Raw genomic sequence first — 23,264 nt, 5'->3', positions numbered from 1 at the left:
CTGATCAGGAGGAGCGGATAGCGGAGGGTGAAGCAGCGGGGGCGAAGCCAGTGCCCAACAGGGCAATCGAATCAATCAGCAGCTGGCGCAGCTCGGTCAGGGAACCTGCAGTGAGGTCCGGGCCGCGCCGGCTGAACCAGACCTCCATGGCAGCCTTGCCGCAGGAGATGATGGAGCCGGCCAAGGCGTGGACATAGAGTTCGTCCTGCCCGCCCGGGGTGCCGGCGAGGCGCTCGCGGGCGACGGCGAAGACCTGCGCCCGGCAGTGGTCCCACGCCTCCAGTTCGGAGTGGGCCATCAGGGGGCTTTGCTGGGTCAGCGTAAACAACTCCGCCAATGGAGCGACGGCCTTCGGGTCGGCCAGGGCCGCCAGGGCTGCCTGGGCCGATTCCAGCATCGGTTCATTTGCCGGGCGGAGCCGCAACTGTTGGATGGCGGTGTCCAGGAAGCCGTGCACGATGGACGCCAGGGCGGCGTCGGTGCTGCTGAAGTAGTTGAAGAAAGTGCGGCGCGAGATTCCGGCGGCGTCGGCGATATCCTCCACCGTGAAGTTTCCCGGCCCTTTGGCACGCAACAGTTCCAGGGCGGCGTCCGTGATGGCCTGCCTGGTGGCTGCCTTGTTCAGCTCCCGCCGTGATGGGGGTGCCTGCTGGTCGTCGGGGGAGGTGTTTGGCACAGGATTACACTACGTGCAACTTTGCACTACATGCAAGTATTTTGCGCATGAATTCACAGGAGAACGAAAGGTTCCCAACAGCCTTTCCAGAAGCTCGCGGTGGATGCTTGGTATGTCTCAGTGAGAGAGGCATAAACCTACAGCCGTCGCAGGACGGCGAATCAGGAGACGAAAGATGTCACGTACCAAGAAGATGACCCTGGGCCTGTCAGCGGCTGCGCTGGTCCTCGGCGCCGGTATCGGAGTGGCCGGAATGGCCTCCGCGACCACCACGACGCCCACGCCTACGCCCAGCGCCAGCTCAAGCGCTCCGACTGACGGAGGCAACGGCGCCGCCCCCGATGGCATGGGCCGGCACGGCGGCCGCGGCGGACACGGCGAGGACCAGGCTGCTGCGCTGGCCACGAAGCTCGGCGTGGACCAAACCAAGGTCCAGGACGCGCTGAAGGCCTTCCGCGATGCCAACAAGCCCACCGCCCCGGCCGACGGGCAGAAGCCGGACCCGGCCGCCAGGGAAGCAGCGCTGGCGAAGTCGCTGGCCGCCGCGCTGGGCATCGACGAGTCGAAGGTGACGGCGGCCCTCCAGGAGATCCGCAGCGATGAGCAGTCTGAGCATGCTGCAGAGCTCAAGACCCGCCTGGACAAAGCTGTCACGGACGGCAAGCTGACGCAGGCTGAAGCCGATGCCGTGACCAAGGCGGTCCAGAACGGCGTGATCGGTGGCGGCGGGCGCTGACTGTTGCCTCCGGTCCGGCGGGGCTGCGGTTCCGCTGATCGGCGGGAGTCCTTAACGCCATGAAGTCCCCCGGGAAAACTTCCCGGGGGACTTCGTGCTGTGCGGCTGCCGTTACGCCTTTGCGTCCTGCAGTTCGCGCGGTGCGGTGTGGGCGCTGGTGCCGTCGGTGGGCTCACCGGCTGCGGTCACGTTGTCGTCCACGAACGGGGTGCCGTTGCGCGGTGCGTTGTACAGCGACTCGTCGAGGATGCCCTGGCGCTTGGCCACGATGGTGGGAACCAGCGCCTGGCCTGCCACGTTCACGGCGGTGCGGCCCATGTCCAGGATGGGGTCGATGGCGAGCAGGAGTCCGACGCCGGCCAGCGGGAGTCCCAGTGTGGAGAGGGTCAGCGTCAGCATCACCACGGCGCCGGTGGTGCCGGCGGTCGCAGCGGAACCCAGCACGGAGACCAGGGCGATCAGCACGTACTGGCTGAAGTCCAGGTGGATGCCGAAGAACTGGGCGACGAAGATGGCGGACACGGCCGGGTAGATGGCCGCGCAGCCGTCCATCTTGGTGGTGGCGCCCAGCGGCACTGCAAAGGAAGCGTAGGCCCGGGGGACGCCCAGGCTGCGTTCGGTGACGCGCTGGGTCAGCGGGAGGGTGCCCACCGAGGAGCGGGACACGAAGGCCAGCTGCACGGCCGGCCATACACCGGAAAAGTACTGCTTGATGGATAGGCCGTGGCTGCGCACCAGGATGGGGTACACCACGAACAGGACCAGGGCCAGGCCCACGTAGATCGCGAACGCGAACTTGCCGAGGGAGCCGATGGTGTCCCAGCCGTAGACGGCGACGGCGTTGCCGATCAGGCCGATGGTGCCGAGCGGGGCGATGCGGATGATCCACCACAGCACCTTCTGGATGACGGCAAGGGCCGAGGCATTCAGGTTCAGGAAGGGTTCAGCGGCCTTGCCCACCTTGAGGGCGGCAACGCCCACGGCGATGGCGATTACCAGGATTTGGAGGACGTTGAAGCTGACCGAAGTGGTCACTGCGCCGGAGTCGCCGACGGTGGAGCTGGCGCCGAGTCCCAGGAAGTTCTTCGGGAAGAGGCCCACGAGGAACGCCCACCAGTCACCGGATTTGCCGGTGTACTTGGCTTCCTCGGTGATGCCGGTGTTGGCGCCGGGCTGCAGCAGCACGCCCAGGCCGATGCCGATCAGCACGGCGATCAGGGACGTGATGGCGAACCACAGGAGCGTGTTCCATGCCAGCCTTGCCGCGTTGGATACCTGGCGCAGGTTGGAGATGGAGCTGACGACGGCAGTGAAGATCAGCGGGACAACGGCGGTCTGCAGCAGCGAGACGTAGCTCGAGCCGATGGTCTGCAAGGTGGCGCCGAGGGCGTTCGGGTTGGTCTTGGTGCTGCCGGTGTACTTGGCGAGCAGGCCGAGGCCAAGGCCCACGATGAGGGCGGCAATGATCTGGAAGCCGAAGGAGGAAGCCCACTTGGGCAACTGGAATCCGGTCTTCCCCGCGGAGGATGGGGTGCTTGTCTGAGTGGTCACCAGAACAAGCTAGACCTGCACCGCATACCACGTCGAAAGAATATTGAGAAATATTACGCGGAGGCAATTGTGCTATGTGCTGGAAATGCTTGGAAATACAAGGCGGGCGGCGGCATTTGTTACTTATTCCCGCGGTGGGTGTGCTTAATGTCTCGCGCGGAGGCAGCAAGCGGCCCATCCGGCAGCGCGCGTCAAAGCGAGGAACGAGCAGCGCGCAGAGGATGGGCCCCTTGGGGCCGCGCAGTTCAGGGTCAAGACAAGAGCGCCCGGCGGAGGGTGTCCAGTCCTACGGAGCCGATGTTGAGGGCCTTGGTGTGGAACTCCTTGAGGTCGAACCCGGGGCGGGCTTCGAGCTCGGCGCGGATTTGTTCCCAAAGCCGCTGGCCCACCTTGTAGGAGGGTGCTTGGCCGGGCCAGCCGAGGTAGCGGGTGAACTCGAAGTTGAGCTGGCCTTCGCTGATGGGGAGGTTTTCCTTGAGGAAACCGTAGCCCTTCTCTGCTGTCCAGGTGCCGGACCCCCAGCGCCCGGGCATGTCCAGTTCGAGGTGGACGCCGATGTCGAAGACCACGCGGGCGGCCCGCATGCGCTGCATGTCCAGCATTCCCAGGTGGTCGCCGGGATCGGTGAGGTAGCCCAGCTCCTGCATCAGTTGTTCGGCATAGAGGGCCCAGCCTTCGCCGTGCCCGGAGGTCCAGCAGACGTTCCGCCGCCAGTTGTTGAGCAGTTCGCGGCGGTAGGTGGCAGTGGCCACCTGGAGGTGGTGTCCGGGGACGCCCTCGTGGTAGACGGTGGTGGTCTCGGCCCAGGTGGTGAAGGTGTCCTCGCCGGCCGGGACGGACCACCACATGCGGCCGGGACGGCTGAAGTCATCCGACGGGCCGGTGTAGTAGATGCCGCCCTCGTCCGTAGGGGCGATCCGGCATTCGAGGGTCTTCATGGCGTCGGGGATGTCGAAATGGACGCCGGCGAGCCCGGCCATGGCTTTGTCCGAGAGCTCCTGCATCCACGCCTGCAGGGCATCGGTGCCTTTCAGCTGCCGGGCGGGATCGTTGTTGAGGATTTCCTTGGCCTCCGCGATGGTGGCGCCAGGCTTTATGGTGGCGGCCACGCGTACCTGTTCCGCGATGAGGCGCTCCAGCTCCTGGACGCCCCAGGCGTACGTTTCTTCCAGGTCCACTTCGGCGCCTAGGAAGGAACGGGAAGCGAGTGCGTACCGTGCCCTGCCCACTGCGTCCTTTTCGGGTGCGGCCGGGAGCAGCTCGGTGCGCAGGAACTCTGCGAGTCCTCTGTAGGCGCTCCGGGCCGCGCCGGTTCCGGCGTCGAGCTTCTCCTGAAGCGGCGCGGGCAGCGGGCCGCCGGCGGTGGCTGCACCGGCCGCCAGCTTGGCGAAGAATCCGTCGTCGGCGGCGTACTTGGTTACCTGGTCCATGACGATCCGGACCTGCCTCGCCGCGGCGACTTTGCCAGCATCTTTGGCGACGCGGAGGGACTCTATGTAGCCGCTGATAGCGGCAGGCACATTGCCGGCGCGGCCGGCGATGTGCTCCCAGTCCTGCGTGGTGCCGGTGGGCATGAGGTCGAAGATGGCCCGGATATCCTGGGCGGGGGAGGCGATGTTGTTGAGCTCCGCATACTCCCAACCGGAGGCGTGGATCAGCAGTTGCAGGCCGAGACGCTCCCGCATGGCGTCCAGGGTGACGGCGTCGACGTCGTCTTCCGGCTCCAGGCCCTCCAGTGCGGCCAGCGCGTCGCGCGCGGCCTCGGCGAATCCGGCGATGCCGGCGGGAGAGAAGTCCTGGTATTCCGTCTCATGGCCCGGCAGGCCAAGCGTCGTGGCGAATGTCGGGTTGAGCCTGATGAGGGTGTCCGTGTAGTCGTTGGCGACGGCGTCGATGCGGGTATGCGGGCGCGCAGCGGGTGCAGTGTCTGTAGTCACATTCCGAGACTACCCGGCTGCGCCGACAGGGCAGGTCAGCCGTGGCTGCGCTTCCAGGCGCCGGGGCCGGGCGACGGGGCAAGCCGCAACTGCTGCCGGCGCACCCAGTGCCGCACGCTTGGTGCCGCAGGCTGGGCCGGCGCCGGGCCCCCGAGGGACAGGACGACGGCGGCCAGCGCGGCGAGTTCCTCGGCGTTCGGTTGTCCTTTGACAACGGAGAACAGTGGGGCGGGCGGGGTTTCGACTGGCTCGACCGCCGGCTTCTGATCGGGCGTCACAGCGGGATGTTCCCGTGCTTCTTGGCGGGAAGGCTGGCGCGTTTGTCGCGCAGTGCCCGCAGGCCCTTGATGATCTGGACCCGGGTATCGGAGGGGGCGATCACGGCGTCCACGTAGCCCAACTCTGCCGCCTGGTAGGGGTTGAGGAGTTCTTCCTCGTACTGGCGGATGACCTCGGCGCGGCGTGCTTCGACGTCGCCGCCACTTTCCGCGACGGCGGCGAGGTCGCGGCGGTAAAGGATGTTGACGGCACCCTGGGCGCCCATGACGCCAATCTGCGCGGTGGGCCATGCCAGGTTCAGGTCGGCGCCGAGCTTCTTGGAGCCCATCACGATGTAGGCGCCGCCGTAGGCCTTGCGCGTAATCACTGTGAGCTTGGGGACGGTGGCCTCGGCGTAGGCGTAGAGGAGCTTGGCGCCGCGCCGGATGATCCCCTGGAACTCCTGGTCCTTGCCGGGAAGGAATCCGGGAACGTCCACCAGAGTGATGATGGGGATGTTGAAGGCGTCGCAGTGGCGGACGAACCGGGCCGCCTTCTCGGAGGCGGCAATGTCCAGGGTGCCGGCGAACTGCATCGGCTGGTTGGCCACGATGCCCACCGTGTGTCCCTCGACGCGGCCGTAGCCGATCATCACGTTGGGTGCGTAGAGTGCCTGCATCTCCAGGAAGTGCCCGTCGTCCACGATCTGTCCTACGACGGCCCGCATGTCGTAGGGCTGGTTGGCGGAGTCCGGAACCAGCGCATCCAGGGCGAGGTCGTCGTCGTCGACCTCCAACTCCTGCTGGTGTCCCAGCACGGGCGCCTCGGAAAGGTTGTTGGAGGGCAGGAAGTCCAGCAGTTCGCGCACGAATTCGATGGCGTCGGTTTCGTCGGAGGCGAGGTAGGTGGACGTTCCGGTGGTGGCGTTGTGCTGCCGGGCACCGCCCAGGGTTTCCATGTCCACGTCTTCGCCCGTGACGGTCTTGATGACGTCGGGGCCGGTGATGAACATGTGTGAGGTTTTGTCCACCATCACCACATAGTCGGTGAGGGCGGGGGAGTAGGCGGCGCCGCCGGCGGAGGGGCCCATGATGAGCGAGATCTGCGGCACCACGCCGGACGCGTGCACGTTGTTGCGGAAGATGTCCGCGAACATGGCCAGGGACGCCACGCCTTCCTGGATGCGGGCACCGCCGCCATCCAGGATCCCCACGACGGGGCAGCCGTTGCGGAGGGCGAATTCCTGGACCTTGACGATCTTTTCGCCGTTGACCTGGCTCAGCGAGCCGCCGTAGACGCTGAAGTCCTGGCTGTAGACGGCCACCAGCCGGCCGTCCACGGTGCCGTAGCCGGAGACCAGGCCGTCGCCCAGCGGCTTCTTCTTTTCCATGCCGAAGGCGGTGGAGCGGTGGACGGCGAGGGCGTCGAATTCAACAAACGAGTCTTCGTCCAACAGCAACTCGATGCGTTCGCGGGCGGTGTTCTTGCCGCGGGAATGCTGCTTTTCGATGGCCTCGGGGCCGGAGGGCTGTGCGGCACGCGCCTGGCGGTCGCGGAAATCTGCGATCTTTCCCGCTGTCGTTGTCAGATCGTGGCTCATCAAGTGTCTCCGGCTCTGTAGCAAGTCAGTTCTGTTGGCTGGCGGTCCGCATTCGCGGGAGCTTTAAGTAGCATCCACACAAAAGACGAACCCTGGTGGCAAGTCTAGTGACGGTTTGTGCGCCCGCAGCTGTAGGGAACCTACAATTTTCTGCCGTTCCAGCACCCTCTCCGCTATGTTACCCGTCAGTAACTTAGTTGGGCTACAGTGTTTCCATGACTTCAAGCGACGAGGCTTTGCAGGCACCCCGGAGCCCCTACCGGGCAGCCGGTTCCCTGGCAGGACGCACCATGCTCATCTCCGGCGGAAGCCGCGGAATCGGCCTGGCCATCGCCAAGAGGGCGGCCCGGGACGGCGCCAACATAGTGCTCTTGGCCAAGACCGGCACGCCCCACCCCAAACTGGCGGGCACGGTTTTTACCGCCGCCGACGAACTGGTGGAGGCCGGCGGCCAGGCGCTGCCCCTGGTGGGCGACGTCCGCCGGGACGAGGACGTGGCCGGAGCCGTGGCCGCAGCCATGGAGCGCTTCGGCGGCATAGACGCCGTCATCAACAACGCCTCGGCGATCGACCTGTCCACCACGGACGCCGTCGACATGAAAAAGTACGACCTCATGCAGGACATCAACGTCCGCGGAACCTTCCTGCTGTCCAAGCTGGCGCTGCCAGCGCTCCGGGCCTCGACACGTGGCCACATCCTGACGCTGTCCCCGCCGCTGAACCTCCACCCCTCCTGGGCGGGGAAGCATCTCGCCTACACCATGGCGAAGTACGGGATGAGCCTGACCACGCTGGGCCTGGCCGAGGAATTGAAGGCCGACGGCGTCCGGGTGAACTCCCTCTGGCCGTGCACCCTGATCGACACGGCCGCCATCCGCAACATGCCCCACGGCTCAACGATGGTGCTGGCCGCGCGGGGCCCGCAGATCATGGCCGACGCAGCCCACGCCATCCTGACCGGAAGCCACCTTGCCGCCGGAGATGCGGAATCGGGCAACTTCTACACGGACGAGCAGGTCCTGGCGGGCGCGGGCGTCACGGATTTCCGGCCCTACAGCCTTGGTGCGCCCGAGGACCAATTGGTTCCGGACATCTTCCTCTAGGTCCGGGTGGGTCCACCCCACTACGGCCGCACTTTCCAACGGGTGGGGTGGACCCGGGGGGAATCTTTGCTGATGGGTAGTCTCCAGCTTCGCTCGGTAGGATTCAGGTATGGATGACACGCACGTACCGGGCGCCCCGCTGAACAGAGGGGACCTGGCCGACCAGCGCTTCCTCTCCGCTACAGGCATCCCCCGGATCGACGTCGTGGACTCGACGGGCTCCACCAATGCCGACCTCCTGCGCGCCGTCACCGTGGAACCTGCAGCCTGGCCGGACCTCTCAGTCCTGACCGCCGAATACCAGACAGCCGCCCGGGGCCGGCTGGACAGGCGCTGGGAAGCGCCGCCGCTGAGCTCGGTGTCCGTCTCAGTAGTGCTGCGTCCCGTCAACGCGGACGGCCGGCCCCTCCCCACCCAGAGCTACTCCTGGTTGTCCCTCATCGCCGCCCTCGCCCTGCGCGAGACCCTGTTGGACACCGCCGGCATCCCGGCCGAACTCAAATGGCCCAACGACGTCCTGGTGCGAGGACGGAAAATCGCCGGCATCCTGGCACAGCTTGGTCCCATGGCTGACGGCAAGGTGCCCCCGGTGGTCCTGGGCACCGGCCTGAACGTCACTTTGCGTGAACGCGAACTCCCGGTCCCCACCGCCACGTCGGTGGCACTCGAAGGCGCCCGGACGACAGACCGCACAGTCCTGCTGAAGAGCTACCTCACCCACTTCGCCACCCTGTACCGCAGTTTCTGCAACGCCGACGGGGACCCCGCAGCCGGGATGGCCGGCGGCCCCTCCCTGCATAAGCGGGTGGAGGCCGTGATGGTCACGCTGGGCAAGCAGGTGCGTGCACAGTTGCCCGGGGACCACGAGATCATTGGCCACGCCTCCCGGCTGGATGAGTACGGCTCCCTGCTGGTGGTGGACCGCGACGCGCGGGAACACGTGGTCACGGCCGGCGACGTGGTGCACCTGCGGCCGTGGACATCACCGGAAGAGCCCGGCCAAGGCGGTTATGCGTAGGAGCCTCCTTCCCGGGGAACAAGTTATTGTCACCACCCGCCCGCAGCCCAGGAAGCTGGCCGGTGCCGCCGCAGCCTTCGTGCTTGCGCCCGCCCTGGCAGCCTTTGCCAGCGCCTGGATCATCCGCGGCGGCGCCGCCCGGGTGGCACCGGTCCTGAACCGGCAATGGACGTCTTGGCTCGTTGCCGGTTGCGTCCTTGCTGCCGCCGCAGTATGGCTGGGCTACTGCCTGCCGCGGCTGCTCCGCTGGCAAGGCACCCGTTACACCCTGACCAGCCAGCGGATGGTGGCCCGGTACGGCATGCTGAACCGGCGCGACCAACAGGTGAACCTGGTATCGGTGCGTAACCTGACCATCCACGAATCCCTGCTTCAGCGCTTGGTGCGCTCAGGGAATATATCCTTGGAAACCGGGCACCAGGGCGTGGTGACCTTTCCGGACGTGCCCGAGGTTGCCCGGTTCCGCGACTTTATCCTCGACGCCATCGGGGAACTGCCGGACACCGAGGCCCTGCCGGGTGCGACGTACTATCCCGCCGGTGATTTTCCGGAGGACACGAGAAGGTGGACGGGATGACCGATGAGGACCAGCAGGAACGCGTCAACAGCATCGATCCCGGCACCGCCGCCATCGACGCCACCGCGGACAGGCACCCGCCCACCGGCGCCATGTCCGCCGAACGCCTCGCCATGAAGGCCCTGGAAGCACGGCTCCTGGGCGGGGAACGCAAGCTCCGTCGTCGTGAAGTGGCCGCCGGCGCGGGCCTCTCCCTCCTCTCCGCCCGCAAACTCTGGCGCGCCCTCGGGTTCCCGAACTTCGGCGACGAGGACGTTGCCTTCACCGAACGCGACCAGGCAGCCCTGTCCACCGTGGTGGACCTGGTCCGCGCCGGTAAGCTCACCGAGGAAGCAGCCATCTCAGTCACGCGCGCCATCGGCCAAATGACGGACCGGATGGTTGTGTGGCAGATCGAGGCCCTCGTGGAGGACATGGTCCACGAGCAGGGCGTCACGGACGCCGTGGCCCGCAAGCGCCTGGTCAACGAACTTCCCGCCCTGGTGGACGCACTCGAGGAAGTGCTGGTGTACTCCTGGCGCCGCCAGCTCAACGCAGGCGTCCAGCGGCTCGCCGTGCGCGCCGAGGCCGGCCTCCAGGCCAGCGAAGAAGGCCGGGAAGGCGACGAGGACGACGCCCCGCTGCCGCTGGCACGCGCCGTTGGCTTCGCCGACTTGGTGTCCTACACCAGCCTGTCACGGCGGATGAACGAAAAAACGCTGGCCCGCCTGGTCCAGCGGTTCGAAAACAAATGCGCCGAAATCATCTCTGTGGGCGGTGGCAGGCTGGTCAAGACCGTGGGCGACGAAGTCCTCTACATCGCCGAAACCCCCGCCGCCGGTGCCGAGATCTCCCTGGCGCTCGCCGAAGCTTTCACCGCCGACGAAATCCTCCCCGAAGCCAGGGTGGCCATGGTGTGGGGAAGGATCCTGTCCCGCCTCGGCGACATCTACGGCCCCACCGTGAACCTGGCGGCCCGCCTGACCACCCTCGCGGACCCGGGAACCGTGCTGGTGGACTCCATGACCGCCTCCGCCCTGGAGCACGACGAGCGGTTCGTCATGATTCCCCAGGACCCGGAAAATGTCCGCGGTTTCGGCGAAATCAAACCCGTCCGCCTCACCCGCGGACGCGGCAAGGGCCTGGTCCTGGACTAAGATCTCCACCCGGCCGCGGGGGCCGGGGGCTGTCCGAAAACAATTTGTCCACTTGTTGGCGGATAGCGGTATGGTTGTGGTGCCCGGGGTCCAGTGCCACCGGCTGCCGGCAGGGGCAGAGAGCTATCGGGGGATAACACTTCATGAAACGTCGCGACCAAACGCGCGCTGAAAACCCTGGTTCCGCCATGCCCTGGAAGCACCGGCTGCTGCGCTCGCGGTGGTTCGCCGGGGCTGCGTTTGGTGTGGTGGTGGCTGTGGTGGTGACGGGTGCGGTGTTGTATCCGGGGTTCAAGACCACTGAGGTTGAGTTGAATGATGGTGGCGTGTGGGTGGTGTCGAAGTCCAAGAACGCTGTTGGGCGGTTGAATTATCCTTCGCGGGTGCTTGATGGTGCGGTGACGCCGGCGTCCACCACGTTTGATGTGTTGCAGCATGCGGGTGAGGTGTTTGTTGACGACGCGACCGGTTCGACGCTGAACCAGGTGTCCCCGGCGAATATGCGCCTGGGTGGGGATAAGCGGTTGCCGGGTTCTGCGGCGGTGAGTTTTGGGGCGCAGACAATTTCGGTGACGGATCCGGGGTCGGGCAAGGTGTGGGCGGTGTCTCCGTCGACGGTGAATGGTTTTGATGAGGAAGCATCGGAGCCTGTGATGGTGGGTTCTGAGGGGATTGTTTCCGCGGTGGGTTCTGATGACCGGATTTATTCGGCGGACCCGAAGTCCGGGGTGGTGTCGGTGACGGGGGTGGATGCCAATGGTGCGGTGACGTCTTCGGAGTCCGGTACCTGGGAGGGGTTGAAGGGTTCCGGGGATCTGCAGATGACGGTGGTGGGGGATAAGCCGGTGGTGTTGGATGCCGCGGCGGGGAACCTGTTTTTGCCCGGCGGTAAGCGGTTGGTGTTGGAGAATGCGCGGGATGCGAAGTTGCAGCAGGCGGGGCCGGGCAGTGATTTTGTTGCCGTTGCGACGCGGAAGGCGTTGTTGAAGCAGCCTCTGGACGGGGCGGCGGCGAAGACGGTCTCGTTCGATGGTGAGGGCGTTCCTGCGGCTCCGGTGCAGTTGGGTGGGTGTGTGCACGCGGCGTGGTCGGGGGCCAACAAGTACGTCCGGGATTGCACCAATGATGCGGATGATAAGAGTGTTGCGGTGCCGAAGGCGAGTGCGTCGCCGTCGTATGTGTTCCGGGTGAACCGGGACCTGGTGGTTTTGAATGATGTGAATTCGGGCAATGTGTGGCTGGTGAACCAGAACATGCAGCTGGTCAACAACTGGGACGACGTCATCCCACCGCAACAGACCTCGGACGACGCCGACAAGGACTCCGCCGATGAGGTGCAGCAGACCGTCCTGCCGGACCGCACCAAACCCAACAACGCCCCCGTGGCCAAACCGGACACCTTCGGCGTGCGCGCCGGCAAGACCACCGTCCTTCCCGTGCTGGACAACGACTCGGACCCCGACGGCGACGTCCTGACCGTCCGCACGCCCGAGCCCCTGAAGTCAGGCCTGCTCGCGCCGATCTACGGCGCTACCGGGTTCCAGGTCAGCGTCGGCGCCGACAAGACGGGCTCCGAGACGTTCAAATACACGGTGGACGACGGCCGCGGCCTTTCCGCCTCCGCGGACGTTACGTTGAACGTCGTCCCGCCAGGGGAGAACTCGGCACCACGGCAAAAGCCCAACCGCAACACCACCCTGGTGGTGCAGGCAGGCAAGGTGGTCAGCCAAAACATCCTCACCGACTGGATCGACCCCGACGGCGACGACCTCTTCGTGGTCGGCGCCAGCGGCAGCGACCCCCGCGACCAAGTCCGGGTCCGGCCTGACGGCCTGCTCAGCTTCCAGGATTCCGGTGCGGAACCGGGGCGCAAAACCGTCACCGTTACCGTCTCGGACGGCCGGTCCACCACCGAGGGCAAGGTCACCGTTGACGTCCGCGCGCCCGGAGCGCTGCCGCCGATCGCCAACGCGGACCAGGTGGTCGCCGTCGCCGGGGTGGATACGGTGATCGCGCCGCTGAAGAACGATTCAGACCCGCAAGGCGGGGCGCTGCGCCTGGCCCAGGTCACCCCGGACGGTAATTCCACCGCCACCATGGGGGCTGACCAGCAAACCTTCACGTTCAGTTCCACCGCCGAGGGCGCGCACTACGTCACCTACCTGGCCACGAACGGACCGGCCAGCGCCCAGCAACTGGTGCGGGTCGACGTCGTGCCTGGCAGCGGCGACGGCGCCCCCGTGGCCGTGCGCGACACTGCGTTGCTGCCCAGCGGCGGCAACGTGCTGGTGGACGTGCTCGGCAATGACTCCGATCCCTCCGGCGGCGTGCTGGTGGTCCAGTCCGTGTCGGCCGCGGACGGCCTGCCCGTCAGCGTATCCGTGCTGGACCATTCCGTAGTCCGGATCACTGACATCCGTGCCCAGGGCCAGCTCACCGTCAAATACACCATCTCCAACGGCAAAGCCTCGGCCACCGGCGAGATCGCGGTGCTGGTGGTCCCCGCCCCGGCGAAACTCCAAGCCCCCCAGGCCAAGCCGGACGAGGCCACGGTCCGTGCCGGGGACGTCGTCACCATCCCCGTGCTGGCCAACGACACCGACCCCAACGGCGGCGCCCTCACCCTTGACCCGCAGCTGGCCCAGCAGCCGGACCCGGCGGACGGGCGCATCTTCACGGCAGGCGGAGCGGTGCGGTTCATCGCCGGCGACGTGCCCAAGACCGTGTACGCGATCTACAAGGTCACCAACGAATCAGGCCAGTCCGACTCCCAGCAGGTCACCATCCGGATCCGGGCCCGCGACGACCAACTCAATACCCGGCCCGAACCAAAGAACCTCACCGCCCGGGTGGTGGCGGGCATGACAGTCCGCATCCCGGTACCCCTCGACGGCGTAGACAGCGACGGCGACTCGGTCCAGCTGACCGGGGTGGACAAAGCCCCCGCCATGGGTACGGCGGTGGTCAAGGACGGCTACCTCGAATTCACCGCGGCGGGCAACGCGGCAGGCACCGACACCTTCACCTACCGGGTCCGGGACCGCATCGGGGCCGAGAACACTGGAACCGTGATCGTCGGCATCGCACCGGCGGAGGCCACCAACCAGAAACCCATCGCGGTTGACGACGCCGTGGATGTCCGGCCGGGACGCAAGATCGCCGTCGAAGCCCTCGCCAACGACTCAGATCCGGACGGGGACCCGATCACCCTGGTGTCCAACGGCTTCGAAGCCCGCCCGGACCTCACCGTGGAGGCAGCCGACGGCGGCAAGGTGCTGCTCACGGCCCCGAATGCTGCCGGCAACGAAAGCGTCAGCTACAAGATCCAGGACGACAAGAAAGCCCAGTCCGGTGCAGTAATCCGGGTGAAAGCCAGCCCTGATGCCGCGCTGAAGGCTCCGGTTGCCAAGGACGATGTGGTCACCCCGGCCGAGACACTGGGAAAGTCCGCCGTCGACGTCCCGGTCCTGAAGAACGATTCAGACCCCGACGGCGTGGCGTCCGAACTCAAGGTCGGCCTGCCAGACGGCAACCCCAACGCCCGCGTCGCCGGCGACGGCACCGTGCGCGTCACGCTGGGGACGGCGGACCAGCTGGTGCCTTACACCGTCACCGACGTTGACGGCCAAAGCGCGACGGCGGTCATTTGGGTGCCGGGGCAGGGCGAGCAGCATCCCAGCCTGTCCAAGACCGAGCCGGTGGAGATTATGTCCGGTAAGGAAATCACCCTCAACCTGGCGGAATATGTCCGCGTGCGGGAAGGCCGCACACCCCGGATCACACAGGTGGACAAGGTCCGCGTCCTGGGCGCTGAACCGGACAACGTGGTGGCCGGAAACGGCAACTCCCTGCGCTACGCCGCCCTCAAGGACTACGTGGGTCCGGGCTCCATCACTTTCGAAGTGACTGATGGCACAGGACCGGACGACCCCGCCGGCCTCAAGTCAACGCTCAGCATCATCACCAAGGTCATCCCGGACCCCAACGCCAACCATCCGCCCACCTTCAGCGGCGCCACCCTCGACGTTCCCGCCGGCGAGTCCGCCACCCTGGACCTCGGCAACCTGGCCAAGGACGTGGACGCCGGCGACCAGGACAAGCTCACCTTCGCGCTCGACGGCTCCCTCCCCGAGGGCTTCACCGCAACAGTGGACAAGGCAAACCTCAAGGTCACCCCCGATTCGGCCCGGGCCGCCGGCTGGAAGGGCAGCATCCCGCTCAAGGTCACCGACGGCCGCTCAGATCCGGTCCGCGCCACCATCACCGCCAGCGTGGTCGCCTCCAACCGTCCGCTGCCCACAGCCAATGAGGACGTGGTGGACAAGGCGAACGCCGGCAAGTCCGAGACCGTCAACGTCCTCGCCAACGACTTCAACCCCTTCCCGGAGACGCCCCTCCGGATCACCTCCGCCACCGTGGAGACCGGCTCGGCCTCAGGGCAGCCCGCCGTGGCGGGGGACTCGATCACCGTCACCCCGGCCAGCGGGTTCAAAGGCGTGATGGTGGTGCGCTACACGATCATGGACAAAACCGGGGACGTATCCCGGCAGACCGACGGCCGCGTCAGGATCACCGTCCGTGACCGGCCCGACGCGCCCTCCGCGCCCACGGCAACGGATGTCCGGAGCCGGACGGCCGTGCTCAAGTGGACACCGCCGTCGGACAACGGCGCGGCGATCACCAAATACACCGTGCACTCCGCCAGCGGCTTCAGCCAGGAGTGTGCCACCACCACCTGCACGCTGACCGGCCTGACCAACGACGTCAAGTACGTCTTCACCGTCACCGCCACGAACGAGGTCAGGGAATCCGACCCCTCGCCGGCCTCCAACGAGATCCGGCCCGACGAAAAGCCGTCACCGCCGGACGCGCCCGCCGTCAAGGCGGGCGACAAGACCATGGACATCACGTGGCCGGCAGCCAAGACCGAGGGCTCGGCCGTCAAGAACTACAACCTGGAGATCTCGCCGCCGCCCGCGAACGGGGCAGCGGTCAAGAACGGCGTGGCCGGACTGAACTACACCTGGCCGGGGCTGACCAACGGCGTCCGGTACAAGGTGCGCGCCCAGGCAGTCAACGAACTCGGCCCCTCGGACTGGAGCCCCTACTCTGCCGAGGACAACCCTGCCGGCGTTCCCGCCGCACCCGCCGCTCCGACGTCGTCCGTGGCCTCCTCGGTGGGAACCTCCAACCAGCTCAAGGTGGACTGGAACGAGCCAAACACCAACGGTGACGCCATCAGGAACTACTACGTCACCATGAGCGGCGGCGGCGGGGCGGCACAAACCCAGATGGTGGCCGGCACCGTCCGGACGGCCAACTTCACCGCCAACAATTCCGAAGCGTCCTACACCTTCACCGTGCAGGCCGAGAACAAGGCCGGCAAGGGCGCAGTCAGTGCGGCGTCCGCCCCGCGCCGCGCCACGGGCAAGCTCGCACAGGTCTCGGGCGTAAGCGCCACGGAGGCCAACACCGGCGGCGCCGGCCGCTCCGTCACCATCGACTTCCGCGAGCTCACCGCCGCCGAACGCAACGGCTCAACGTATGCCGAAGTCAGCTACACCTACCGGGCCAGCACGGGACAGTCAGGGCCAATCAGGCCAGGGCAGACCGTCGGAGGCTTCGCCAACGGCAGTTCCACATCCATCACCGTGATCGCCAACTCTTCGGTGGCCCCCAGTTCCGACGCCAGCACTCCGGCCACCGCCAACCCGTACGGTTCGCCGGGCACCCCGTCGGCCGCCGGGCAGGACGGCGCCGAGAACCAGAAGAACCTGACCCTAAGCTGGGCGTCCCCGGCAGCGGGCAGCCACGACATCGCCTACACCCAGATCAGGATCGACGGCGGCGGCTGGGAACGCGTTGCAGCCTCCGGCAGCCGCACCATCAACACCGCCGGTTTCAACGAGCGGCATTCGATCGACGTGCAGACGGTCAATTCGCGTGGCACCGGTGGCCCGGTCGCGTCCGCCTCCGCGCAGTCGGGTGCCGCCAAGACACGCTGGACCACGCGGCTGGCCGGCGGGATGGACCGCAGCTGCACCGACCTGCCCGGCGCCACGTCATATGACCCGTCGAGAAATACGTGCGATGGCCAAGGCGGCTACGACCGGCCCTGGATGTCGCACCTGGACACGTTCGATGTCATGTGCTGGAAGCCGCACGGCACCACGTACAGCGGCGACGGCCAGTGGTACTACATCATGCGCGGTTCACCGAACGCCACGCGATGGATCCAGTCGCTGCACACCACCCTGGGCTCTCCCGCGCAGAGCGGCGTACCGCTGTGCACGTTCCCAACAGGGGCGACGCCATAGCCGCCGCGGCACCGGGCTGCGGGGCCGGCGGATGTCCGGCTGGGGATAGAGCTCCCCATCGCGGGGTCTTGCGGGGCTTCGGTAGTCTTGGCCCGGGGAAAGAAAGCCTACTGTCTGTCCCGCGAACCGGACCGTATCTGGCAACACAATCTGAGGGAAAAGTAACGCTGTGACAACTCTGCTGGGGAAGCTTGGGCTGACGAAGCGACACAAGAAGGCCGCTGCCGGGGCTGCGTTTGGTGTGGTGGTGGCTGTGGTGGTGACGGGTGCGGTGTTGTATCCGGGGTTTAAGACCACTGAGGTTGAGTTGAATGATGGTGGCGTGTGGGTGGTGTCGAAGTCCAAGAACGCTGTTGGGCGGTTGAATTATCCTTCGCGGGTGCTTGATGGTGCGGTGACGCCGGCGTCAACGACGTTTGATGTGTTGCAGCATGCGGGTGAGGTGTTTGTTGATGATGCGACTGGTTCGACGCTGAACCAGGTGTCCCCGGCGAATATGCGCCTGGGTGGGGATAAGCGGTTGCCGGGTTCTGCTGCGGTGAGTTTTGGGGCGCAGACAATTTCGGTGACGGATCCGGGGTCGGGCAAGGTCTGGGCGGTTTCTCCGTCGACGGTGAATGGTTTTGATGAGGAAGCATCGGAGCCTGTGATGGTGGGTTCTGAGGGGATTGTTTCCGCGGTGGGTTCTGATGACCGGATTTATTCGGCGGACCCGAAGTCCGGGGTGGTGTCGGTGACGGGGGTGGATGCCAATGGTGCGGTGACGTCTTCGGAGTCCGGTACCTGGGAGGGGTTGAAGGGTTCCGGGGATCTGCAGATGACGGTGGTGGGGGATAAGCCGGTGGTGTTGGATGCCGCGGCGGGGAACCTGTTTTTGCCCGGCGGTAAGCGGCTGGTGTTGGAGAATGCGCGGGATGCGAAGTTGCAGCAGGCGGGGCCGGGCAGTGATTTTGTTGCCGTTGCGACGCGGAAGGCGTTGTTGAAGCAGCCTCTGGACGGGGCGGCGGCGAAGACGGTCTCGTTCGATGGTGAGGGCGTTCCTGCGGCTCCGGTGCAGTTGGGTGGGTGTGTGCACGCGGCGTGGTCGGGGGCCAACAAGTACGTCCGGGATTGCACCAATGATGCTGATGACAAGAATGTTGCGGTGCCGAAGGCGAGTGCGTCGCCGTCGTATGTGTTCCGGGTGAACCGGGACCTGGTGGTTTTGAATGATGTGAATTCGGGCAATGTGTGGCTGGTGAACCAGAACATGCAGCTGGTCAACAACTGGGACGACGTCGTCCCGCCCAAGAACCAGTCCGATGACCAGGACCAGGAATCGGCGGACAACAACACCATCAACGTCCTGCCGGACCGCACTAAACCCAACCGGCCACCGGAGACCAAGCCCGACGCCATCGGCGTCCGACCTGGCCGCACCACGATCCTCAGCGTCCTGGACAATGACTCGGACCCCGACGGCGACGTCCTGACCGCCGCCGTGGCGCCGGAAGCCGCACCCAAATCGGGCACGCTCGAAAGCATCTACGGCGGCACTGCCTTCCAGATCACCGTTCCGGCGGATGCCAAACCTGGCACGGAGACCTTCAACTACAGCGCCTCCGACGGCCGCGGGCTCTCCGCCACCGGGCAGGTCACGCTCAGCGTCGTGGGACCCGACGAAAACAGGCCGCCCAAGTTCAAGCGCGGCGAGGACACCACCATGCTGGTGGAACAGGGCAAGACGGTCAGCCAGAACATCCTGACGGACTGGATCGACCCCGACGGCGACGACCTCGTCCTGCTCGACGCGAAGGCCGACAACGACCAGGACCAGGTCAAGGTCCGGCGCGACGGCCTGCTCACCTTCCAGGATTCCGGCGCGACCGCCGGCAAGAAGAACGTCCAAGTCACCATCTGGGACGGCCGTGCCACGGTCACCGGCAAGGTGGTGGTCAACGTCCAGCCACCCGGCGCCCTGGCGCCGGTGGTCAACGCGGACCATGTCACCGCCGTCGTCGGCCAGGACCTGGTCATCTCGCCCTTGAAGAACGACGTCGACCCGAACGGCGGTGCCTTGCGCCTGGCCCAGGTGGAAGCCAACGGACCGGCCGAACTCGGCCCCGTCACCGACGGCGGCACGTTCACGTTCCGCAGCAGCACCCCCGGGCCGGTGTACCTGACGTACATCGCCAGCAACGGGCCGCAGAGCAGCCAGGGGCTGATCCGCGTGGACGTCGAATCCGGCAACGACGGCGGCGATCCCGTCGCGGTCCACGACGTGGCACTGATGCCCACCGGCGGCAGTGTCCTGCTGGACCCCCTGGCCAACGACTCCGACCCCTCCGGCGGCGTCCTGGTGCTGCAGTCCGTCAAAATCCCGGACAACGCCCCGGTATCGGTCAGCGTGATCAACCACAGCGTCCTGCGGATCACTGACATCCTGGGCACCAAGGACCCCCTGCTGTTCGAATACACCATGTCCAACGGCAAGAAGTCCGCCACGGGGAGTGTCTCGGTGGTGCCCGTCCCGGCACCGGCCGTGCTCGAAGCACCCCACCCCAAACCGGACGAGGTGAACGTCCGCGTCAACGACGTCGTCACCATCCCCGTCCTTGACAACGACACGCACCCGCAGGGGCAGGAACTGACCGTGGACCCCGTCCTGCCGCAGGCCGTGGACCCGGCTGACGGCAAGAGCTTCGTCTCCGAGAACACCCTCCGCTTCATTGCCGGCAGCCAGCCCAAGACGGTACGCGCCATCTATAACGCCGTCGATCCGCAGGGCCAGAAGAGTGCCGCCGCGGTTACCATCCACATCCTTCCGCTGGAAGGCGCGGAGAACTCCCGGCCCCAGCCGCGGAACCTCACCGCCCGGGTGGTGGCTGCCGGGACGGTACGGATCCCGGTTCCCTTGGACGGCATCGACCCCGACGGCGACTCGGTCCAGCTCACGGGCATCGACAGCACCCCTGCCATGGGCACTGCCACGGTGGGCAGTAACTTCATCGATTTCACGGCCGCCGGCGACGGCGCCGGAACGGACACGTTCCGCTACAAGGTGGTTGACCGCCAGGGTGCCGTGAACACCGGCACCGTGACGGTGGGCATCGCCCCGCGCGGAGACGTTAACCAGAAACCCACCCCCGTCGACGACGAAGTCCGGGTCCGCCCCGGCCGCCAGATCGCCGTCGACGCCACCGCGAACGACACCGACCCCGACGGCGACCGCATCCGCATCCTGACCGACGGTATAGAGGCCGATCCCGCACTCCAGGCGACGGTCAGCAGGACCAGCGGCCGCATCATCCTCCTGGCCCCGAACGAGGCAGGAACCGTCAACGTGCGCTACACCATCGCCGACGACCGGGACGCCACGGCCCAGGCCACCATCCGCCTGGTGGTCGATAACAACGTGCCCCTGAAGGCGCCGATCGCCCGTGACGACAGGGTGACCTCAGCCCAGGCAATGGGCAAGACCGCCGTCGACGTCCCGGTCCTGAAGAACGACGAGGACCCGGACGGCGTGGGCGAGAACCTCAAGATCAGCACGGAGGCCACCACCGCCAGGCCTGGCGGCAACGGCAACGTCCTGGTTGACCTGACCAAGGATCCCCAGCTCATCCCGTACACCGTGGAAGACGTGGACGGACTGCAGTCCACCGCGGTCATCTGGGTGCCGGGCCTTGGCCAGCAGGTTCCCACCTTGGCCAAGGATGAGGTCATCGAGGTGGTAGCGGGCCAGTCGGTCGACGTAAACCTCAACGAATGGGTGAAGGTCCGCGAGGGCAGGTCGCCCCGGCTGACCCAGGCGGACCGGATCAAGCTCATCGGCGCCGACGGCGGCAACCCCGTGATTGGCGACGGCACCGGCCTGAAGTACACCGCCGGAGCAGACTACGTGGGCCCAGGGTCCTTGACGTTCGAGGTGACCGACGGGACCGGGCCGGACGATCCTGCCGGACTGAAGTCCACCCTGAGCATCCGCACCAAGGTGCTACCGGACCCCAACAAGAACAACCCGCCCGAGCTGCTCGGCTCGGAAGTGGACGTTCCCAAGGGCGACACTGCCAGCACTGACCTGGGCAAGCTGACCTCCGATCCGGACCAGGGCGACCTCGAAAAGATGAAGTATGAACTGGTGGGCGGATCGCCCGGCGGCTTCACCGTAAGCATCGACGGCAAGACCCTCAAGGCCTCGGCGGCGGACTCCACCGCCACCGGGACCAGGGCCGCCGTGCAGGTCAAGGCGAGGGATCCTCGCGGGCTTGAGGCAACGGCCACTTACCAGCTTTCGGTGACCGCCTCCAACCGGCCCAAGCCGGTGGCGAACGACGACGTACAGGACAACGCCGCCGCGGGCAAGCCCGTCACCATCAACGTGCTCGCCAACGATGCCAACCCGTTCCCCGAGACCCCGCTGAAGATCATTGCCGCAAACACCGAGACGGGCAGCGGCAATGTGGGGGTCAACGGCGACTCGGTGACCGTCACGCCGGCGCCCGGTTTCACCGGGACCATGGTGGTGGCCTACACCGTGGAGGACAAGACCGGTGACGCGTCCCGGCACGCCACGGCGCGCATCCGCCTCACCGTCAAGGACAAGCCGGCGGCCCCGACCACGCCGCAGGCGCAGAGCGTGGGTGACCGTACGGCCCTGCTGAACTGGACCGCCCCGGCGGACAGGGGCTCGCCCATCACCAAGTACACGGTGTATGGCGAGGGCGGGTTCCGCCAGGATTGCCCGGCCAACACCTGCACCCTTAACGGCCTGACCAACAACACCACCTACCACTTCCAGGTGACGGCCACGAATGAGTTCGGTGAGTCCGACCGCTCCCCGGCCTCGGCCGATGTCCGGCCGGACGTGAAGCCCGATACTCCCATGGCGCCCTCGCTGGCCTTCGGCGACAAGCAGCTGACCGTCAACTGGACGCAGCCGGCAAGCAAGGGGTCACCGGTGAAGTCCTACGACCTGGAAATCTCGCCGGCACCGGCCGGCCAGAACGCACAGATCCAGAACCTGACGTCCGTCAGCTACGTCTGGAAGGGACTGCAGAACGGGGTCTCCTACAAGGTCAGGGTCCTGGCACGCAATGATGCCAAGGAACCGTCCGAATGGAGCCCCTACTCGGCAGCCGAGGTCCCCGCGGGTGTTCCGGCCACGCCCACCGCCCCGAATGTGTCCCAGGCAACCCCGTTGGGCTCGCAGAGCCAGCTGCGGGTGGTCTGGTCCGCACCCAACAACAACGGCGACGCCGTCTCCTCCTACACCCTGACCACGCTGCGCGGCGGGGCTCCGGTGGCCAGCCAGCAGGTATCCGGCACCTCGCAGAACGTCACCGTTGACAACTCCGAAACGAACTACACCTTCACGGTGTCTGCCACCAACAAGGCAGGGACCGGCGGTACCAGTCCGCAGTCCGCGGCTATCCGGGCGGCCGGCAAGCCGAGCCCGGTGAGCAGCGGCTCCGTCGCGGAGACCGGCACCAGCGGGCAGCTCAAGGTGACCTTCACACCGTTGAGCGAGTCCCAGCGGAACGGCTCCACGGCCAGCGAGATCACCTACTCGTACAACGCCGACGGCAAGAGCGGCCCGATCGCCGCAGGCGGTGGCACCATCGGCGGCATGACCAACGGCCGGGACATCACGGTGACCATCGTGGCGACGTCCACGAAGAACACCATGTCCAGCGACGCGAAGGCCGTCGGCACGGGCAACCCGTATGGGCCGCCGAATGCGCCGGTGCTGAGCGGACAAAGTTCCAACACGCAGCAGGTCCACTGGACCTGGACTACGCCGGCCAACAATGGTCGTGCTATCGACCGCTATGAGGTCAGCTATGAGGGAGGCGGCTGGACGAGCGTCGGCATGGCCACCCGGTATGACCGTGATACGGGTGCCTGGAGCTCCACGAAGAACCTCAAGGTGCGGGCCTGTACCGTCGTGTGCGGTCCTGCAGATTCGGCCAACGCGACGAGCGGCAAAGACCCAACCCCGCCGCCGCCCACGGACTGGAACGTTACGGCCAGCCCGGTGCGCAGCTGCACGGAACCCCGGAAGGGCACGGACAGCTACGTCCCCGGCAACCCGTCCCAGTGCACCGGCGGAGGCATCTGGCTCGACGCCGGTGCCCCGTCCACGGCCGACCGGTACCAGGTCTGGTACAAGACGTCCAACAACCCGAGCGGCATCTGGTACCACCTGAACTCCGGGATGGCCAACGGCAACTGGCTCCGCTGCGACACGTCCAACGTCGGCTGCAACCCACCGGCAGGTATGCCTAACCGCTAGCACCAACCAGCATCACCACGTGGGCCCGGGACTCCCGGGCCCACACGACAACTTTCGACCCATCAAAAGGAAGCACATTTC

11 protein-coding genes and 1 pseudogene are annotated in these 23,264 nt (G+C 66.6%); 7 read left to right on the top strand and 5 right to left on the bottom strand.

Translation table 11 applies throughout. The features are described 5' to 3' along the window. Positions 1-4: 4 nt before the first annotated feature. Positions 5-676: a TetR/AcrR family transcriptional regulator gene (locus ACFVVC_RS13610; RefSeq protein ID WP_387454006.1), complete on the bottom strand. Its 672-nt coding sequence runs from the start codon at positions 674-676 to the stop codon at positions 5-7. A gap of 175 nt (positions 677-851) precedes the next feature. Between ACFVVC_RS13610 and ACFVVC_RS13605 the strand changes: the two genes are divergently transcribed. Then, the gene (locus tag ACFVVC_RS13605; RefSeq protein ID WP_387454003.1) at positions 852-1,412 is read left to right on the top strand and encodes a hypothetical protein; all 561 of its coding nucleotides are present in this window, start codon (positions 852-854) and stop codon (positions 1,410-1,412) included. Positions 1,413-1,523: 111 nt separating this feature from the next. Here ACFVVC_RS13605 and ACFVVC_RS13600 read toward each other — a convergent pair whose 3' ends face one another. From ACFVVC_RS13600 to ACFVVC_RS13585, 4 genes are all read right to left on the bottom strand, one after another. Beyond that, positions 1,524-2,963 (bottom strand): dicarboxylate/amino acid:cation symporter, encoded by a 1,440-nt coding sequence (locus ACFVVC_RS13600; RefSeq protein ID WP_387454000.1) that lies wholly within the window; start codon positions 2,961-2,963, stop codon positions 1,524-1,526. A 251-nt stretch (positions 2,964-3,214) separates the two neighbouring features. Then, the gene (locus tag ACFVVC_RS13595) at positions 3,215-4,900 is read right to left on the bottom strand and encodes a DUF885 domain-containing protein (protein ID WP_387453998.1); all 1,686 of its coding nucleotides are present in this window, start codon (positions 4,898-4,900) and stop codon (positions 3,215-3,217) included. 35 nt (positions 4,901-4,935) lie between these two features. Continuing rightward, a complete protein-coding gene (locus tag ACFVVC_RS13590) occupies positions 4,936-5,178 on the bottom strand; it encodes an acyl-CoA carboxylase epsilon subunit (protein ID WP_387453995.1) in 243 nt (80 codons plus the stop codon). Next, positions 5,175-6,758 carry an acyl-CoA carboxylase subunit beta gene (locus tag ACFVVC_RS13585; RefSeq protein WP_387453992.1) on the bottom strand — a complete coding sequence of 528 codons (1,584 nt, stop codon included), beginning with the start codon at positions 6,756-6,758 and terminating at the stop codon, positions 5,175-5,177. The genes ACFVVC_RS13590 and ACFVVC_RS13585 overlap by 4 nt, the downstream gene beginning before the upstream one ends. A 215-nt stretch (positions 6,759-6,973) precedes the next feature. Here ACFVVC_RS13585 and ACFVVC_RS13580 point away from each other — a divergent pair, with 215 nt between their 5' ends. The 6 genes and pseudogenes from ACFVVC_RS13580 to ACFVVC_RS13555 all read left to right on the top strand — a co-directional run bounded on the left by ACFVVC_RS13580 (position 6,974) and on the right by ACFVVC_RS13555 (position 23,183). Further along, on the top strand, positions 6,974-7,861 hold the full coding sequence (locus ACFVVC_RS13580; protein WP_387453989.1) for an SDR family oxidoreductase: 888 nt from the start codon (positions 6,974-6,976) through the stop codon (positions 7,859-7,861). Positions 7,862-7,970: 109 nt separating this feature from the next. Next, on the top strand, positions 7,971-8,879 hold the full coding sequence (locus ACFVVC_RS13575) for a biotin--[acetyl-CoA-carboxylase] ligase (RefSeq protein ID WP_387453986.1): 909 nt from the start codon (positions 7,971-7,973) through the stop codon (positions 8,877-8,879). After that, positions 8,872-9,463: pseudogene (locus tag ACFVVC_RS13570) on the top strand (PH domain-containing protein). Before ACFVVC_RS13575 ends, ACFVVC_RS13570 begins: the two are co-directional and overlap by 8 nt. After that, entirely contained in the window at positions 9,453-10,592 is a 1,140-nt protein-coding gene (locus ACFVVC_RS13565) for an adenylate/guanylate cyclase domain-containing protein (RefSeq protein ID WP_387453983.1), read from the top strand. The pseudogene ACFVVC_RS13570 and the gene ACFVVC_RS13565 overlap by 11 nt, the downstream one beginning before the upstream one ends. 143 nt (positions 10,593-10,735) lie before the next feature. Continuing rightward, on the top strand, positions 10,736-16,909 hold the full coding sequence (locus tag ACFVVC_RS13560; RefSeq protein WP_387453980.1) for an Ig-like domain-containing protein: 6,174 nt from the start codon (positions 10,736-10,738) through the stop codon (positions 16,907-16,909). Positions 16,910-17,078: 169 nt separating this feature from the next. Continuing rightward, the gene (locus tag ACFVVC_RS13555) at positions 17,079-23,183 is read left to right on the top strand and encodes an Ig-like domain-containing protein (protein WP_387453977.1); all 6,105 of its coding nucleotides are present in this window, start codon (positions 17,079-17,081) and stop codon (positions 23,181-23,183) included. The last annotated feature ends 81 nt before the right edge of the window (positions 23,184-23,264 follow it).

This window comes from Pseudarthrobacter sp. NPDC058196 (assembly GCF_042882685.1).
Lineage (GTDB): Bacteria > Actinomycetota > Actinomycetes > Actinomycetales > Micrococcaceae > Arthrobacter.
Note: the sequence above shows the minus strand (reverse complement) of the source record. Positions and strands in the feature narration are given on the sequence as shown.